This is a genomic window from Aestuariibaculum sediminum, from assembly GCF_014596945.1.
Lineage (GTDB): Bacteria > Bacteroidota > Bacteroidia > Flavobacteriales > Flavobacteriaceae > Aestuariibaculum > Aestuariibaculum sediminum.
In genome coordinates this window covers 61662-77610 of the sequence record NZ_JACVXB010000001.1, presented here as the reverse complement: position 1 = coordinate 77610, position 15949 = coordinate 61662, and the positions used below count along the sequence as shown (strand labels likewise).

Sequence of the window (15949 nt, the reverse complement as noted above, 5' to 3'; positions counted from 1 at the left end):
TAAAAAAATTATGACAAAAACTGCATTAATAACAGGTGCCGCATCTGGTCTGGGATATGAAATTGCTTTGCTTTTAGCAAATGATCACTACGATTTAATCTTAATAGATATCCATGAAGAAAATTTAAAATGTACTCAAAAGCATATTAAGGAAACCTACGGAAACAAGGTGGATATTCTTGTTAAGGATTTAAGTAAAATAGATGTCGCCAGTGAAATTATGCTGGATATTGGAGGTGTTACCGTTGATGTTCTAATTAATAATGCGGGTTTTGGTCTTTTTGGTTTATTTGTAGATACCGACTGGAAGCGAGAATTGGATATGCTTCATGTACATATTTTAACCACAACACATTTAACTAAATTAATACTCGAAGGGATGGTAAAACAGGGTTCAGGAAAAATATTAAATGTATCGTCATTAGCAGCATTCCAACCAGGTCCTTTAATGTCTATTTACTACGCTTCCAAAAGCTATATATTATCGTTTTCCGAGGCCATTGCAAATGAGCTTAAAGGTACAGGGGTTACGGTAACGGCATTATGCCCAGGACCAACAAAAACAGGCTTTCAGGAAACTGTATCAGCTGATTCAAGCGAAAACAAAATTTCATTTAATATGGGATGCGCAAAACAAGTAGCAGCCTATGGCTATAAGGCCATGCTTAGAGGTAAAAGTTATGCAATACCGGGGCGCTTTAATAAGTTTTTAGCAGTCATTCCTAGGTTTGTTTCAAGACGTACCGCAACCTCTATTGTTAGACGAATTCAGGAAAAAAATCGTGAAACAGTTTAATCGCTTAATTCGATTTGTAAAACAAGGAATGTAATCGGTATAAAGCACTTAAAAACAACCCAAATAGCAAAGTAAATAACCAGGCGTCAATATGTAAATCGGGGTTTGAAATAGTATCAAAAATGTCTTCAAACAATGCAGTTGGGTACTGAATAATTTCCCATGAATTATATCTTAAAAACCGTCCGAGATACATACCGAAAGCGGTTAAAGGGAAAGTAATGGCTATAATGCAGGAAGCTATTTTTTTTCTAAAATGCTTCGAGAGAAGTGTTTCCATATCGTTAACCGATAAAACAAAAAGTAAAAGACCGTTTAAAGAAAACGATGAAAGCATTAAAACATCCAACCAAAGTAAATTGAGGTTACCTAATCGCAGATGTAAAAAGTCGGTAATGATGTATGGTGCATTGGGCAAAAAGGCTAACCAAAGGCAAAATGATATGTAAAATACAATGCGGTTCAAATTAGGCTTGGTTAATAAGTATGATGTTATTACAAACGGAATAACAGCCAAAAACAAGTTCCAAACAAGAAAGAGGTAAAAAAATGAAAGGTTTAGTTTCATTCTTATCATTAAAAGAATTATACTCAAGGTAAAAGACATGCTTAAAACAAAGTAAGTTTTAAACCTGTAAAAGATATGTTGTTTTATAGTTTCCATGGTTTTTATGATGTTTTTTCGATGATGATTACTGTAATTATGCCCAAGACATAAGCGCCTAAATCGGATATATTGAAAGTGGTTCCTACTATGATTTTTGCTAGTGTATTATTTTGAAGATTTAAAAATTCTAACAATGGTGTTAGCTGTAAAAGTTCAACGATAAATGCAAAGATTAGTGTGGTAATAGCCGTTTTTATTGGTTTTGCGTTTACTATGGTTTTAATACTACAGTATATTAAGATTACTACCAAATAATCGCCAAACGTATGGCGGATAAACCCAGTTTTTAAAAATAGGGCGATTGCTATTTCTACAACAAGTAGAGTAGTGGCTAGTACAAAATAAGTTTTATTAAAGCTTACTTTCATTTATTAAAAATTAGGGGTTATTTTAAATTGAATTACAATGTAAATGTATAGGCAAGCGATTGGAATATTTAAGAGAATGATGCCGCAGGTTTTAAGGTGTTCTAATCTGTTACTCGATGCAGGAATAGTTGCTAGTAGGTTAGCGAAAAGCAGAATGCTATTAATTGCAATTGCTAATAAGACATATTTTAGCCCAATAAAGAGTAATTGTTCTGACCGACCAAAATATAAATAAGTAGATAGCAATAGGGTGCCAAAAACAAAACTAAGTAAGGCAACAAGTTTGCTAATATTTGTTAAATGTTTCATGAGTGTTTGCGTTAGCGATTGAACGGTTTGTTTAAACTCGCCGACCAAAGGAAGGCAGCGCGTAGTGAAATATTTTATTCATGAGTCCATTAATTTAAAAATGAAAAAGCTACGAATAAAGCGCGACCCCGAAAGGTTTCGGGGTAACGCTCAAATTGAGATTAATTAGACATTGTTCCAGTCTATTTTTCTGGAAACAAACATAACGATGGCAAGAATTAAGAACAGGCCAACACTACCAACAAGCAGCGCATAATTTTCTAGCTGAATAATAACGTAAATAAAGGTGTAGAGTGCCGTTAACGACGCCCCAATTAAGAGTGGGAATTTTAGAGTTTTTAAAATGGATTTTGAATAGAGAGTTATTAGAGCAACCACCGAAATACCTGCAATTAGGTACGCTTTTAAAAAGTTGCTATGTTCTGAAATTGATACCAAAAGGGTGTAGAACATGGTTAAGGCGAGCCCGATCATTAAATATTGAAATGGATGGATGTTTATTTTGCTCATGGTTTGAATGAGAAAAAATATTAAAAAAGTTAGCGCAATAACTAAAAAGCCGTATTTAGCAGAGCGTTCGCTTTTTTGATATTCGTCGACCATAACCATAAATTTTGTTCCGAAGGCAAATTGGTTTAGGTTTGGTATGTTATTAAGATAGACTTGTGAAAATGCACGGTTAATGTGTAACACTTTCCAGTCGGCTTTAAAGCCCTCCTTGTTAATTTCTTTGGTTTCGTCTTTTGGCAGGTAATTGCCAATAAAGCTAGGGTCTGCCCAGTTGGATTTCATATGCATGGTTGTGGTTTTGCCAATGGGTATTAATTTAATTTCTCGGCTGCCGTTAAACGTCATATCGAAATTAAACGTTATGTTATTTTTTTTTGTGGTATCTAAGTTTTTTATGAAGCCTGATTCGAGTTCGTCGAGGGGATCTTTTCGTGAGTTTTCTGAAAAATTGGTTTCAAAACTGTAATTGGCATCGTTTAGTTTTATAAACATTTCGTTTTTTATGCCTTTTAAATTTGAGGTTTGAACGAGAATACTGGCTTTATCCCAAATAATATCTTCGTTTTTTTATGTCTTTTAATGATAAGTCTATGGGGCTGTAATGTCCTGAAAAATTCATTTTTGTTGTAAATACAGCCGATTCAAAATTTCCTCGGTTCAAGGTTTTAGAGTCTACCGAAGCCGCGGTATTTAGGTTTTCTGGAAAAATATAGACATATTTTGTGTGGGTTTGTGTTTCGGTTAAATAAGTTTTAGTGTCTTGATTAAATGTTGAGGTTTCGGTATAGGTTTTATAGGGTAATTTTAGAATCGGACCATATACCAAAACATGGTTTCCCCATTTAGAATTTATATCGTTTACAACATCTTGTTGTCTGTAGGTGCGCTCGGTAATTAAGCTGTTAATGTACGATAGCGGAATTAATAAAATGATGACTAAAAAGCCAACCATGAGCATTCTTGCGGTAATTGAGGTTTTTAACCAATTGCTGAATTTGTTTTGTTGTTTAAGTTCCATAATATAAGTTTTAAAAGTACTTTGAAAAACAAAGTACGATGATAAAAAAATAGTGTTATTGTTTATGTATTAATTTTTCAAGAGCTTCAATATGCTTTTTAAATTCTGCTTCGCCCAGTTTGGTTGTACTGTATCTGGTATTAGGTTTTCGTCCAATGAATTGTTTTTCAACGGTAATGTATTCGGCTTTTTCAAGGGCTTTGGTGTGGCTTGCCAAATTGCCATCTGTGGCACCTAACAACTCTTTAAGCGTGTTAAAATCTGCGTACTCGTTAACCATAAGAATAGACATGATACCTAAACGAATACGATGATCGAAAACTTTATTTATGTTGTGTATAATGCTCAAATTAATCTTTTATGTTTTGTGTTTCAAAGTTCATGATTTTTAATTTAATACTTGGCTTTGTCATACTTAAAATGCATCCAAGTACCATAAATGATATGCATAAGTCCAAAACCCAGAACCCAAAACCAAAATCCGTAGCCAGGAAGTAAAGCGCTTATTAAGCCTAAAATAATTTCAATAAAACCTAAGTATTTTATATCACCAATACTGTATTTTGAAGCATTTATTAAGGCTAAACCATAAAAAATAAGCATTAAAGCTCCAGTTTGACCATATTTTTGATTCCCTAAAATGATTAGGATATAAAGGCCGCCACTAAGTAATGGAATTAAAAAGTTGATAAGTAAACGTTTTGATGACGCATCCCATACTTTAGCACCATTTTTTTTTGCTTTTCGAGTGGTTAAAAAAATTGCTGTAAGTACGCTAAATAAGGCTACCAAAAATAAATCTAACAAAATTAATTTGAAGACTAGGCCGTCTAATATTAGATATTCTCTATGTGAGTTAGAAACTGACCAATATGCATAAGCAGCGCCAATTAAAGCGTAAATTCCAGCCATAACACCTGATAGTCCGCTTAAAGAAATAAATCTTGACGATTTATTCATTAAATCTTTAATTTCGCTAATGTCTTTTAGATAGTCTCTTGATTCCATATTAAAGTACTTTGAATTGCAAAGTAAATAAATTAATTTGAATTTTACCTTATATTTTTTTATTAAGTTTAAATTGTTGTTTAATTACGTAGTTTATGAAACTGGTAGACCAATATTTTTTAAATCAAAAGGAGCCCTATCAATCAATTATGTTATATGTTCGAGGTATTATTTTCAATGCTTTACCTGAGGTAGAGGAGCGCTACAGCTACAAAATACCTTTTTACAATTGTCATGGAAAACCTATGATTTACTTAAATGTTTTAAAAGGCAAAAATTACGTCGATGTCGCTTTCGTTCAGGGCGTTTTGTTGGAAAAGGAATTTCCTGTTTTAAAAAATGATAATAAACGTAAACAGGTACGGTCTATTCAATTAAGAGCTTTAGAAGATTTAGATCATGATAATTTTGTGAAATTACTTCATGTGGCTTCTAAAATATTGAAGGATAGCAAAAAAGCTTGGTTTTTGTAAATAAAAAGGGACTCTCAAAAATAATTAAAGATGTCATTCAAAACTCGTTTCATAATCTCATTTTATTCCTTATCAGTTTTAATGAGAACCCGAATCGAGTTCAGGTTGAAGATATATTTTATGCCACCTCTCGTATCTGTGTTTAAACGTTAAAAACATTTAAATTTTAAACATCCAGCCAATGGATATAACACTTTGAATAAACATAAAATGCTGCGAAGCACTTTCAGCAGTATTACTAGTAGTTCTGATATCTGGCATATTAATATAGCCACCTCTTAAATCGGTTTGGATAAAAAAGTGTTTTAGTATCAAAAAATGTAGTCCTGCCGTAGCAGAAACACCATAACCCGATAAATGAAATTCATCGTAACGGTCTTTTTGAAGCAGCGTTGTATTAGTTTTAGGGACGAGCGCACCTGCAGCAAAACCCTCGGTGAGATTTATCTGAAATTTATCGGTATTATTTATTCCAAAAAAAGAAGAGATATCATCAAAACGTGCAATTTCGGCATAAACATAATTTAAACCATTGGTATGTTCAAACTTTAGGAAGTCTTCCGATACAAAATAGCTTTCATTATTGTATGTGCCATTATATAGCGAGCCATCTTCAGATAAAGGCAAATCAATATAGCCATCAAGTACCCGCTCCCTGTTACGATCCATGACGTATTTCATATGGTCTATACCCAAGGACAGTGTGTAGTTTTCAGAAATAAAATAACCGACTTTAACATTGGTTTGCGGAATTGTAATTCTGGTTGGATTTATATAATCGATGTGCCAGCCTTTCGGTTTATCGTGGGCAGTAGCGTCTTTAATAGTGAAATTATAGTCTTCACCTTCAAAGGTAATATCGGATTTTGAGAATTTTTCTCTGTTTCCACCCCAACTAACAAAGAATTTTCCTTTGTTGCTGGAGGTGTATCTTTCGGTTTCTTGGGCGTTGGTTTTAAAAATTAGGGATATAAAGGTTAGGCCAAGCAGGCTCGGTTTAATCGAATATTTTGTCATTCAGATTTTATAGTTATAGCGTATTAATTGTTTTTTTAATAGCTACTAAATTACTTAGGAGGTTTTCTAAATTATCTAAATGAAGCATATTCGCGCCGTCGCTTTTTGCGTTTGCAGGATCAAAATGAGTTTCTATAAATAATCCATCGACGTTATTTACTACGCCAGCTCTGGCAATAGTTTCAATCATATCAGGTCGTCCACCTGTAACACCACTGGACTGGTTTGGTTGTTGTAGGGAGTGCGTAACATCTAAAACAGTCGGTGCAAATTGTCGCATGGTAGGGATTCCGCGAAAATCGACAATCATATCTTGATAACCAAACATGGTGCCTCTGTCGGTTATCCATGCTTTATTGTTTCCTGAGTCCTTCACTTTTTGTACAGCGTGTTGCATGGCCTCCGGACTCATAAATTGTCCTTTTTTTAAGTTAACCACTTTTCCGGTTTTAGCTGCTGCTACTACTAAATCGGTTTGTCTAACTAAAAAGGCAGGTATTTGCAAAACATCGACATATTGAGCGGCAAAAGCAGCATCAGATACTTCATGAATATCGGTTACGGTTGGAATATTAAAAGTTTCAGAAACCTTTTTTAGTATTTCCAGGGCTTTTTCATTGCCAATTCCTGTAAAACTATCAACACGGCTTCGGTTTGCTTTTTTAAAGCTTCCCTTGAAAACATAAGGGATTTCAAGTTTATCGGTTATAGAAACTACTTTTTCAGCAATACGAAGCGCCATGTCTTCGCCTTCTATAGCGCAAGGGCCACACAGTAGAAAAAAATTATTAGAATCTGTGTGTTTTATGTTAGGTATTTCTTTTAGGTTCATTTAATATAGATTCGAAATGAGCCGCAAAGATAGTTAATTTTACGACGCTCTATTTAAACTATTTTTAATTATCCACAAGGCCATTAAAAAGTTGCAAACCACAAATATGCCACCTTTAAAAGGTAGAGCACTGGTATTTGGTAAGAAACTGGTTAGGTTTGATAGGTCTAATAAATAACCAAATATTAAATAAGATGATAGGCATACAAAAGTGATGCCTAGTGTAAAGTTAAGCTGTTTATTAGGTTTTATAATCTGCCATAAAAATGGAATACCTATTAGTAAAACAGGGTAAGCCGAAATACCTTCCGACTGGTTTATTAAGGTAAACCAATAGGCGCTGGCTGCTACAAAATACAGATAAGGAACAAAATTTGAATATTTGTTGAAAGTTTTCATTTGTTTGAGAGAATTTGAATGCAATTTACTATTAATTAATTCTTGTTTACTTGCAAGTATACAATAGGTTAACGTAAAATTAAAATTGAAATTATACTGTTTTTTAATTATAACAAATAATTAACTAAATCCAAAAATAAGACGTACCTTTGCAGCCTTAAATTCAGGCACTATTATGGCTAATATTAAAAACATTGCAATTATTGCGCACGTTGACCACGGTAAGACGACTTTGGTTGATAAAATTATGTATCACTGTCAGTTATTCAGGGAAAATGAGAATACGGGTGATTTAATTCTAGATAACAACGATTTAGAGCGTGAAAGAGGTATTACAATTACCTCTAAAAACGTTTCTGTTATTTATAAAGACACAAAAATCAATATTATTGATACCCCTGGTCACGCCGATTTTGGTGGAGAAGTAGAACGTGTACTAAATATGGCAGATGGTGTTTTGCTATTAGTAGATGCTTTCGAAGGGCCTATGCCACAAACACGTTTTGTGCTTCAAAAGGCAATAGACCTTGGTTTAAAGCCTTGTGTGGTTGTTAATAAAGTAGATAAGGAAAACTGTACGCCTGATGAGGTGCATGAAAAAGTATTCGATTTAATGTTCGAATTGGGTGCGGAAGAATGGCAGTTGGATTTTCCAACCGTTTACGGTTCGGCAAAAAACAATTGGATGAGTGAAGACTGGGCGAAACCAACACAAAACATTGAGCCTTTATTAGATATGGTTATCGATCATATTCCTTCACCTAAAATTGAGGAAGGTACAACACAAATGTTAATTACTTCTTTAGATTATTCGTCCTTTACGGGGCGTATCGCTATTGGACGTTTAACTCGTGGTGAACTTAAAGTTGGTCAGAATATTTCTTTGGTAAAACGCGATGGCTCCATAGTAAAAAACAGAATTAAAGAACTTCATATATTTGAAGGTGTAGGCCGTAAAAAAGTAGAGGAAGTACAAGCTGGTGATATTTGTGCTATTGTAGGTCTTGAAGGTTTTGAAATTGGAGATACTGTTGCCGATTTTGAAAATCCGGAAGGTTTAAAAACCATAGCTATCGATGAGCCAACAATGAGTATGTTGTTTACCATTAACGATTCGCCCTTCTTTGGTAAAGATGGTAAATTTGTAACATCTCGTCATATAAAAGAACGATTAACTAAGGAGTTAGAAAAAAACTTAGCCTTAAGAGTAGAGGAAACCGATAGTGCAGATAAATTTATGGTATTTGGTCGTGGTGTTCTTCATTTATCGGTATTAATTGAAACGATGCGTCGCGAGGGTTACGAGCTTCAAATAGGGCAGCCACAGGTAATCATCAAAGAAATTGATGGTGTAAAATGTGAGCCAGTTGAAGAGATGACAATAGACTTGCCAGAAGAAGTTTCTGGTAAAGCTGTTGAAATGGTAACACTACGTAAAGGAGAAATGTTAAGTATGGAAGCTAAGGGCGACCGTATGGTTTGTGAGTTTATTATTCCATCTCGTGGTATTATTGGGTTAAGAAACCAGTTGCTTACAGCAACAGCGGGTGAAGCGATCATGGCACACCGTTTTAAAGAATATCAACCGTTAAAAGGAGGTATTCCAGAGCGTTTAAATGGTTCTTTAGTGTCTATGGAAAAAGGTACAGCTATTCCTTATTCTATCGATAAATTACAGGAAAGAGGTAAATTCTTTATTGACCCAGGTGAAGACATTTACGAAGGTCAGGTAATTGGAGAGAATTCTCGTGGAGACGATATGACAGTTAACGTTACAAAAACAAAGAAATTAAGTAACGTTCGTTCTGCTGGAGCCGATGATAAAGCTAAAATTGTACCGGCAATAAAATTCAGTTTAGAAGAAGCTTTAGAATATATTCAAAAAGATGAATACGTTGAGGTAACACCAAATCATATACGTATCCGTAAAATCTTTTTAACCGAAGTTGAACGCAAACGTAATAAAGCGATTTAACAATGGAATTTCTAGATGTTTCATTAACCGATTGGGTTGGATATGCAGCTATGGCTATCGTGCTTTTGTCATTTTTAATGAAACATGTAAATAAATTACGAATAGTAAACGCTCTAGGGTGTTTACTATTTGTCGTTTATGGTATTATGTTAGAGCCTGTCTCTAAGCCTATAATTATAACTAATGGCGCAATTTTATGCGTTAATTTATTCTACATTTTAAAAAAATAGGCTTCTCTATCACCTTAACTTTTTGTGTTTTTGTACTTTTAGCCTAAATTGCTACATTCACAAACAAAGTTAATCACATCTCAATTAATTGAAGAAATTAATAGACTATATAGACGATAACGTTTTAGTTAAAGTTACCTCGCTACAATCTATTTCTGTTATTACCAGAATAATTGCAGGAATACTTACATCTAAGGCCATAGCTGTTTTTATTGGTCCGGTAGGACTGGCTCTAATTGGTAATTTACAAAATTTTGTAAGTGCATTTCAAACCATTTCTGTAGCGGGTTTATATAAGGGAACTGTAAAATATATTAACGCTTATAAAAATAGTGTAACACAATTAAGTAAGGCTGTTTCTTCGGTGTTTTATGTTGGTTTCTTTACCACAGTACTGGTTTCATTTTTCTGTTATTTTAATGCCGATTTAATTAATAATCTCATATTTCCATCCTACAACAATTACGCTTTTGTTATAAAGGTTTTTGCTATTGTATTGCCATTTTATGCGTTGAATATGTTTTCATTTTCAATAATGAATGGGTTCTCGAAGTATAAAATTCTTATTGTAATAAATATTATTGGTCAGATTTTAAGTATGTCGGTAGCCCTATTGCTTATTTACTTAAATGCAATAAAAGGAGCGCTAATTTCTGTGGTTATTGCCGAATCGCTAATTTTTTTAATCACTTTGGTTGGTATCATAAATAGGCGATCGTTAGTGCCGCTTATTAAAATTCAAAGCATCAGTATTCCGTTTATAAAAAAGTTAAGCCCTCATGCTTTGATGGCTCTTTTTTCAGCTGTTTTATTACCTATTGTAGCTATTGCAATTCGAATGCATATTATGGAAAATGTTGGGTATAAGGATGCTGGTTTTTGGGAAGCTATGACCAGAATATCAAAGTATTATTTAATGATCGTTACGTCGTTAATTGCGTTGTATATCTTGCCGAGATTTTCTGAAATAAACGATGTTAAAGAGTTTAGGAAAGAAGTTTTTGATTTTTATAAAATGATAATTCCGGTATTATTAATTGGATTTGTTTTTATCTATATTTTCAAAGGTGTTCTTGTCCAGGTAATATTATCCGAAGAATTTCAACCTGTTGAAGATTTGTTTTTATGGCAACTGTTTGGAGACTTTTTAAAAGTTCTGGCATCTGTTATAGCCTATCAGTTTTTGGCAAAAAAAATGTTTTGGCATTATATATTAACCGAAGCTTTTCTGTTATTAACACTTTACACAACAAGCATCTATTTTGTAAATATGTTTGATAGTGCAAATGGTGCTGTTATTGCACATTTTGTGACCTACGTGATGTATTATGGTATCATTTTACTCATTTTTGGAAGTTCGCTTTTTGGTGTTGATGGAGACAACGAAGTTAACAGAGAATAAATGATAGAACAGCTTAAAATATTTTTTCGAAGCTCCTTGATTAAGGCGTCTTATTTCAATTTAATTATAGTATCAGTTAAGGTTTTATCGGGCTTTATTTTATCAAAAGTATTCGCAGTGTTATTAGGGCCATCGGGTTATGCATTTATTGGAAACTTTCAAAATTTAAGCAAATTAGCTACCGCCTTTACCGCAGAAGGTTACCAAAATGGAGTTATAAGGTTTACATCCCAATATAGTGAAGTTCCAATAAAATTAAAAAAGATTAGAGCCACGATTTATCAAATAAGTTTGGTGTTTTCGATTATAGTAGGGGTGGTTTTATTTGTGTTTTCCCATTATTGGAGCGAGTTGATTTTTCAAACTAAGGAATATCATCATGTTATAAAATGTTTAGCTGTTGGTTTACCATTTATATCTTTTAATCTCATTACAATTTATGTGCTTAACGGTTTGCAAAAATATAAAAAACTGGCGTTTGTTAATTCGGTTTTGTCTGTCGTTGGTATGCTCGTCGGGATTGGTCTTTGTTATGTTTACGATTTAGCAGGTGGTTTAATTTCATTTTCAATAGGTCCAGTAATTGTATTTCTAATCGTTGTTTTTTTTCTGTTTAAAGATCGTTATCTGTTATTCGATATATTCAATATAAAGTGGTTTTCAACAGCGTTCCTAAAAAAAGCAAATCTATATTTTTTTATGGCGGCATATGGTATGGTAATTAGCTACGGAAATTTGATAGCAATACGAACACTAATTATATCCCAGCAGGGCATTCTAGAAGCTGGTTATTGGGAGGCCATGAATAGAATATCGACTTACTATTTGATGTTTTTTTTAAGTTTAACCTCAATTTATTTATTACCTCAATTTTCAAAAACGAATAGTGTAAAGCGATTTAAACGAGAAATAAAATCCTTTTATAGTTTAGTAATTCCCGTCCTTGCAGTATTCTTTATTGGAATTTATTTATTTCGATTTTTATTATTAAAATTATTACTTAGTAAAGCATTTATGCCAACGGCAAATTTGTTTTTTTGGCAGTTAGTAGGGGATTCTATTAGTGTACTTGCAATTGCTCTGGTAAAACAATTTCATGCTAAATTAATGGTGAAGGCATATGTTATTTGTAATGGCGTACTTAACTTAATGTATTTTTGTTTAAGTTATTTGTTCATACAAGATTACGGAATTGTTGGTGTAACTAAAGCTTATGCATTAAGCTATGCTATATACTTGCTGATGGTTTTCGGATTTGTTTTGCATTACTTTAAAAAAAACGTAGCTGATTAGTTATTTATGAAACTCTATTTAAGGAATATTCTTTATTTATTATTACCGCTGTTGATTAAGTTTGGTTTTGTGTCCTTATTTGTAGGTAAAGGCATTCTCACTTTTATGGATTTTGTAGAGGACTTATTTTTTTGTGTTTTTATTTTCAGTTTGTTGTTTTCGATAAAAAATAAAATCATTGAATGGCTGCTTATTATGACATACTTACTGTATTTTACTATTGAAACCTCTACATATTTGGCACTAAAATCTACGTTTAATTCATCATTTATGTATGTGCTAATTGAAACAAATATTGCCGAGCTTATCGAAGTTTTTCAGGCTTATTTGAGTTCTAAAATACTTCTAGTGTTAGTGATAATGATTGGATTAGCATTATTCTACAAAAAACTTTTCAGCAGTTTTGAAAAAACTTTAAAAAAACAAATAGCGTTGGTAATTTGTGTTTCAATACTTGTTGGTTTAAAATTTACAGGATATATAGAACAGAACCTTTATCATAACATGTTGAGAGGTGTTTATGGTTATTATGAATTACAGAATAAATTTTCACAATCCGATGAAATACAACAGGAAATAGTGTTAAATTATTCAAATGATAATGAAGTTTTCGTTTTAGTGTTAGGGGAATCTACCAATAGAAATCATATGGGTATATATGGTTATACTCAAGAGTCTACACCGTTATTAAGTTCTATGCAGGATAGTTTGTACGTGTTTGCCGATGTTGTTTCTACAGATGTTTTGACGTTAAAGGCGGTTCCAAAAATGTTAACAGCCTTATCCAATAGCGGGCATGCGGTGGCAAATTATAATCTAGTAGAACTTTTTAATGCCGCAGGTTATAATACGTATTGGTTATCAAATCAAAGACCAATAAGTTATCATGATAATGCAATAAGTAAGATTGCATCATATTCTAAATTTCTAAAATTTTTCAATTATAAAGTTGATAAATATGCTACAGTTTACGATGGAACGATGATCTCAGAATATGATAAAATTTTAAATGAAGAAGGTAAGAAACTTATAGTTTTAAGGTTAATTGGAACACATTTTGATTATGAAAATAGATATCCCGATGATTTTGCAAAGTTTAAACCAAAGACCAAAACAAAAAGAGACAAAATAATCAGTCACTACGATAATGCCGTACTGTATAATGATTATGTTGTTTATACATTAATAAATAAGCTAAAACAGTCATCCAAAAAGAGTGCCTTACTTTATGTCTCTGATCATGGAGAGAATGTTTTCGATGATGCTAATTTTTTTGGTAGAACAGAGGAGAAGATAACGGCCAGTATGTTTGAAATACCTTTTATTTTATGGGCATCAAAGGATTTTAAAAAACCAAACGATTTTATATACGAGAGGCAAAGAAAGTTTATGTGTGATCACCTTTACGAAAGTGTATTGCATTTAAATGGTATAACTTATAAAAGATTAGACTCAACAAGGAGTGTGTTTAGTAGTTCGTTTAAAGAAAGAAAACGTATTATTGTTAACGATGTAGATTTTGATGAATACTTCGTAAAGTAAAAATGAAATATAAAATAGGAATACTTGTTGAAACATTGAGTAGTGGGGGTGCCGAGCGTTCCGCTGGTATTTTATCAAAAATCTTTTCCCATTTAAATCACAAAGTTTTTGTTATTCTTTTGAACAATAATATTGTTTATCCTTATAAAGGTAAATTGATTGTTTTAGAAAAAAAGAAGGAACATTCAAATTCAATTTTTAAGAAATTTAAAAAATATAGAAACCTAAAACAAGTAATAGATGATAACAATTTTGATTTTGTTTTAGATTTCAGAATGAAAAAAAGCGTGTTAAGAGAGGTACTACTTAATATGTTTGTTTTTAAAGATAATGTCATAAATATGGTAAGAAGTTTTCGTGTAGACTGGTATCTTACTAATAATAAAATGGTTTCAAAATGGTTATATTCAAAATATCTGAGTATTAATACGGTTTCTCAAGAAATTAAAAAAAAAATAGAATATGAGTTTGGATTTAAAAATGTTAATTTTATACCCAATCCAATCGATATAAGTTTTGTTCAAAACAAGGCAAAAGAGTCTATTGAAGTAATTGATAGATATATTTTATTTGTAGGAAGGTTATCGTCAGTAAAACAGGTTGTTCAATTGGTAGAAGTCTATGCAAATTCTAAACTGCCAAAGTTTAATATTAAATTATATATTTTAGGCGAAGGAGAAGAAAAGGAATCTATTATAAATGAGATTACCAACTTAAACTTAGTAGATAAAGTCAATTTGATTCCTTATAACAACAACCCTTTTAAATATATGAAAAATGCTAAATTTCTGATCTTATCCAGTAAATATGAAGGGTTTCCGAGGGTGTTAATAGAGTCTTTAGCTAGCGGAACACCTGTTGTTTCTTTTAACTGTGAATCTGGACCTAATGAAATAATAAATCATGAGAATAATGGGTTGCTTGTAGAAAATCAAAATTTCGAAGCATTAAATTTAGCTATGAACAGAATGGTTGATGATGAAACGCTCTATTTCCGATGTAAAAATGAAGCTCTCAAAAGTGTTGAGAAATACTCGTTACAAACCATTAGTGAGCAATGGCAGAAGTATTTAGCTGTTTTGAAGAAAAACTAACTATAAGTTTGGATTAGAACTTATTAATTATGATGAAGGTAATTTATATTTCAATGTTTAAATTATTAAGAGAAAGTATAAAAGATTAATGAATTTGTTAGAAAACCAATTATATATAAGTTTAGACCAATAAAAAGCTGGAATAGGTAGCCAAAATTTTAATCTCTGTATTTTATTAAGGTTATTGGTGTTAATTTTAGTTTTGTAAAAATTAACCATTTTTTTATTTCTTTCCATCTTATATAATACAACTAACTCATAATGCGCAAAATCAACGAATTTTTTTAAGTGCTTACAGTCATAAGTTTTTAGAAGCATCTCATAGTCTGGTAATTTTTTATAAAAATTCTTATTAGGCGCTGTTAACTGATTTGGAACATTAATTCTGTAATATACCTTAAATTCGGAATAATATATTAAATCGTATCTACTAAAGCATCTAATGTAAAAATCGTATTCTTCACCGTAATTTACAGATTCATTAAAATAACCTATGTTTTTAAAAACATTTTTATTAATAACAATAGAACTAGGAGTAAGTATATTTTTATTCATATTAAAATAATCTGATATTATCTTAACATTTTTTTTGTCAAATGTTTTAGTATACAAATTAGGTTTATAATTAGGATTTAGTAAACCAAAATTTGTGGCAAATACGTTATACTTTTTATGAATGACAATTAAATTGAAAATTGTTTTCAAATAATCTTCCCTCCATAAGTCGTCGGCATCTAAAAAAGCAACATATTTTCCTTTGGCTTTTTTTATTCCATAATTTCTTGAAAAGGATAGGCCTTGATTTTTGTTCGTATAAATGGCTATTTTGTTGTTTTTAATATTTTCTACAATTTCGAGGCTTCTATCGGTACTTCCATCGTTAATTATAATAACTTCAAAATCATTAAATGTCTGGTTTAAAACACTAATAAGTGTCGCTTTAATGTACTTTTCTTTATTATATAGAGGAATTACAACAGATATGAAGGGAACCATTTGTTATATTTGGAGATTAA

General features: G+C 31.9%; 17 protein-coding genes and 1 pseudogene. 8 read left to right on the top strand and 10 right to left on the bottom strand.

Going from position 1 to position 15949, the window contains the following annotated elements; genetic code table 11:
* The first annotated feature begins 10 nt into the window (after positions 1 to 10).
* The gene (locus ICJ83_RS00350; protein ID WP_188228384.1) at positions 11 to 796 is read left to right on the top strand and encodes an SDR family NAD(P)-dependent oxidoreductase; all 786 of its coding nucleotides are present in this window, start codon (positions 11 to 13) and stop codon (positions 794 to 796) included.
* Between the two features lie 4 nt (positions 797 to 800).
* Here ICJ83_RS00350 and ICJ83_RS00345 read toward each other — a convergent pair whose 3' ends face one another.
* From ICJ83_RS00345 to ICJ83_RS00320, 6 genes and pseudogenes are all read right to left on the bottom strand, one after another.
* Positions 801 to 1364, bottom strand: coding sequence for a DUF1361 domain-containing protein (locus ICJ83_RS00345; RefSeq protein ID WP_188228383.1), 564 nt, complete (start codon positions 1362 to 1364; stop codon positions 801 to 803).
* A gap of 101 nt (positions 1365 to 1465) precedes the next feature.
* Positions 1466 to 1831 carry a ribosomal maturation YjgA family protein gene (locus ICJ83_RS00340; protein WP_188228382.1) on the bottom strand — a complete coding sequence of 122 codons (366 nt, stop codon included), beginning with the start codon at positions 1829 to 1831 and terminating at the stop codon, positions 1466 to 1468.
* Positions 1832 to 1834: 3 nt separating this feature from the next.
* Positions 1835 to 2140 carry a hypothetical protein gene (locus ICJ83_RS00335; RefSeq protein ID WP_188228381.1) on the bottom strand — a complete coding sequence of 102 codons (306 nt, stop codon included), beginning with the start codon at positions 2138 to 2140 and terminating at the stop codon, positions 1835 to 1837.
* A 165-nt stretch (positions 2141 to 2305) separates the two neighbouring features.
* Positions 2306 to 3668, bottom strand: a pseudogene (gene creD / locus ICJ83_RS00330) (cell envelope integrity protein CreD).
* Positions 3669 to 3723: 55 nt separating this feature from the next.
* Entirely contained in the window at positions 3724 to 4017 is a 294-nt protein-coding gene (locus ICJ83_RS00325) for a winged helix-turn-helix domain-containing protein (protein WP_188228380.1), read from the bottom strand.
* A gap of 44 nt (positions 4018 to 4061) precedes the next feature.
* A complete protein-coding gene (locus ICJ83_RS00320; RefSeq protein ID WP_188228379.1) occupies positions 4062 to 4676 on the bottom strand; it encodes a hypothetical protein in 615 nt (204 codons plus the stop codon).
* A gap of 95 nt (positions 4677 to 4771) precedes the next feature.
* On the opposite strand from ICJ83_RS00320, the gene ICJ83_RS00315 reads away from it, so the two are divergent.
* Positions 4772 to 5149, top strand: a complete 378-nt coding sequence (locus tag ICJ83_RS00315) for a DUF1801 domain-containing protein (RefSeq protein ID WP_188228378.1) — start codon at positions 4772 to 4774, stop codon at positions 5147 to 5149.
* A 159-nt stretch (positions 5150 to 5308) separates the two neighbouring features.
* Here the strand turns inward: ICJ83_RS00315 and ICJ83_RS00310 are convergent, their stop codons facing one another.
* Genes ICJ83_RS00310 through ICJ83_RS00300 form a run of 3 tightly spaced genes read right to left on the bottom strand, consistent with a single transcriptional unit; the run spans position 5309 to position 7397 of the window.
* A complete protein-coding gene (locus ICJ83_RS00310; protein WP_188228377.1) occupies positions 5309 to 6166 on the bottom strand; it encodes a hypothetical protein in 858 nt (285 codons plus the stop codon).
* Positions 6167 to 6179: 13 nt separating this feature from the next.
* Positions 6180 to 6998 (bottom strand): 3-deoxy-8-phosphooctulonate synthase, encoded by an 819-nt coding sequence (kdsA, locus tag ICJ83_RS00305; RefSeq protein WP_188228376.1) that lies wholly within the window; start codon positions 6996 to 6998, stop codon positions 6180 to 6182.
* A 39-nt stretch (positions 6999 to 7037) separates the two neighbouring features.
* A complete protein-coding gene (locus ICJ83_RS00300) occupies positions 7038 to 7397 on the bottom strand; it encodes a hypothetical protein (RefSeq protein WP_188228375.1) in 360 nt (119 codons plus the stop codon).
* A gap of 175 nt (positions 7398 to 7572) precedes the next feature.
* Between ICJ83_RS00300 and typA the strand changes: the two genes are divergently transcribed.
* From typA to ICJ83_RS00270, 6 genes are all read left to right on the top strand, one after another.
* On the top strand, positions 7573 to 9372 hold the full coding sequence (typA, locus tag ICJ83_RS00295) for a translational GTPase TypA (protein ID WP_188228374.1): 1800 nt from the start codon (positions 7573 to 7575) through the stop codon (positions 9370 to 9372).
* A 2-nt stretch (positions 9373 to 9374) separates the two neighbouring features.
* On the top strand, positions 9375 to 9602 hold the full coding sequence (locus tag ICJ83_RS00290; RefSeq protein ID WP_188228373.1) for a uroporphyrinogen decarboxylase: 228 nt from the start codon (positions 9375 to 9377) through the stop codon (positions 9600 to 9602).
* An 88-nt stretch (positions 9603 to 9690) separates the two neighbouring features.
* Positions 9691 to 11004, top strand: a complete 1314-nt coding sequence (locus ICJ83_RS00285; RefSeq protein WP_188228372.1) for an O-antigen translocase — start codon at positions 9691 to 9693, stop codon at positions 11002 to 11004.
* On the top strand, positions 11005 to 12297 hold the full coding sequence (locus ICJ83_RS00280) for an O-antigen translocase (RefSeq protein WP_188228371.1): 1293 nt from the start codon (positions 11005 to 11007) through the stop codon (positions 12295 to 12297). It begins immediately after the preceding gene.
* Between the two features lie 195 nt (positions 12298 to 12492).
* Positions 12493 to 13839 carry a phosphoethanolamine transferase gene (locus ICJ83_RS00275; protein ID WP_188228370.1) on the top strand — a complete coding sequence of 449 codons (1347 nt, stop codon included), beginning with the start codon at positions 12493 to 12495 and terminating at the stop codon, positions 13837 to 13839.
* Positions 13840 to 13841: 2 nt separating this feature from the next.
* Positions 13842 to 14933: a glycosyltransferase gene (locus ICJ83_RS00270; protein WP_188228369.1), complete on the top strand. Its 1092-nt coding sequence runs from the start codon at positions 13842 to 13844 to the stop codon at positions 14931 to 14933.
* A gap of 57 nt (positions 14934 to 14990) precedes the next feature.
* On the opposite strand, the gene ICJ83_RS00265 is transcribed toward ICJ83_RS00270, so the two are convergent.
* Positions 14991 to 15929, bottom strand: a complete 939-nt coding sequence (locus ICJ83_RS00265) for a glycosyltransferase family 2 protein (protein WP_188228368.1) — start codon at positions 15927 to 15929, stop codon at positions 14991 to 14993.
* Between the last annotated feature and the right edge of the window lie 20 nt (positions 15930 to 15949).

Excerpts from the sequence above, each read along its gene's own strand:
- ICJ83_RS00350 (WP_188228384.1), top strand. The coding sequence starts at position 11 with ATGACAAAAACTGCATTAATAACAGGTGCCGCATCTGGTCTGGGATAT.
- ICJ83_RS00345 (WP_188228383.1), bottom strand. The coding sequence starts at position 1,364 with ATGAAACTAAACCTTTCATTTTTTTACCTCTTTCTTGTTTGGAACTTG.
- ICJ83_RS00340 (WP_188228382.1), bottom strand. The coding sequence starts at position 1,831 with ATGAAAGTAAGCTTTAATAAAACTTATTTTGTACTAGCCACTACTCTA.
- ICJ83_RS00335 (WP_188228381.1), bottom strand. The coding sequence starts at position 2,140 with ATGAAACATTTAACAAATATTAGCAAACTTGTTGCCTTACTTAGTTTT.
- ICJ83_RS00320 (WP_188228379.1), bottom strand. The coding sequence starts at position 4,676 with ATGGAATCAAGAGACTATCTAAAAGACATTAGCGAAATTAAAGATTTA.
- ICJ83_RS00315 (WP_188228378.1), top strand. The coding sequence starts at position 4,772 with ATGAAACTGGTAGACCAATATTTTTTAAATCAAAAGGAGCCCTATCAA.
- ICJ83_RS00310 (WP_188228377.1), bottom strand. The coding sequence starts at position 6,166 with ATGACAAAATATTCGATTAAACCGAGCCTGCTTGGCCTAACCTTTATA.
- kdsA (WP_188228376.1), bottom strand. The coding sequence starts at position 6,998 with ATGAACCTAAAAGAAATACCTAACATAAAACACACAGATTCTAATAAT.
- ICJ83_RS00300 (WP_188228375.1), bottom strand. The coding sequence starts at position 7,397 with ATGAAAACTTTCAACAAATATTCAAATTTTGTTCCTTATCTGTATTTT.
- typA (WP_188228374.1), top strand. The coding sequence starts at position 7,573 with ATGGCTAATATTAAAAACATTGCAATTATTGCGCACGTTGACCACGGT.
- ICJ83_RS00290 (WP_188228373.1), top strand. The coding sequence starts at position 9,375 with ATGGAATTTCTAGATGTTTCATTAACCGATTGGGTTGGATATGCAGCT.
- ICJ83_RS00280 (WP_188228371.1), top strand. The coding sequence starts at position 11,005 with ATGATAGAACAGCTTAAAATATTTTTTCGAAGCTCCTTGATTAAGGCG.
- ICJ83_RS00275 (WP_188228370.1), top strand. The coding sequence starts at position 12,493 with ATGACATACTTACTGTATTTTACTATTGAAACCTCTACATATTTGGCA.
- ICJ83_RS00270 (WP_188228369.1), top strand. The coding sequence starts at position 13,842 with ATGAAATATAAAATAGGAATACTTGTTGAAACATTGAGTAGTGGGGGT.
- ICJ83_RS00265 (WP_188228368.1), bottom strand. The coding sequence starts at position 15,929 with ATGGTTCCCTTCATATCTGTTGTAATTCCTCTATATAATAAAGAAAAG.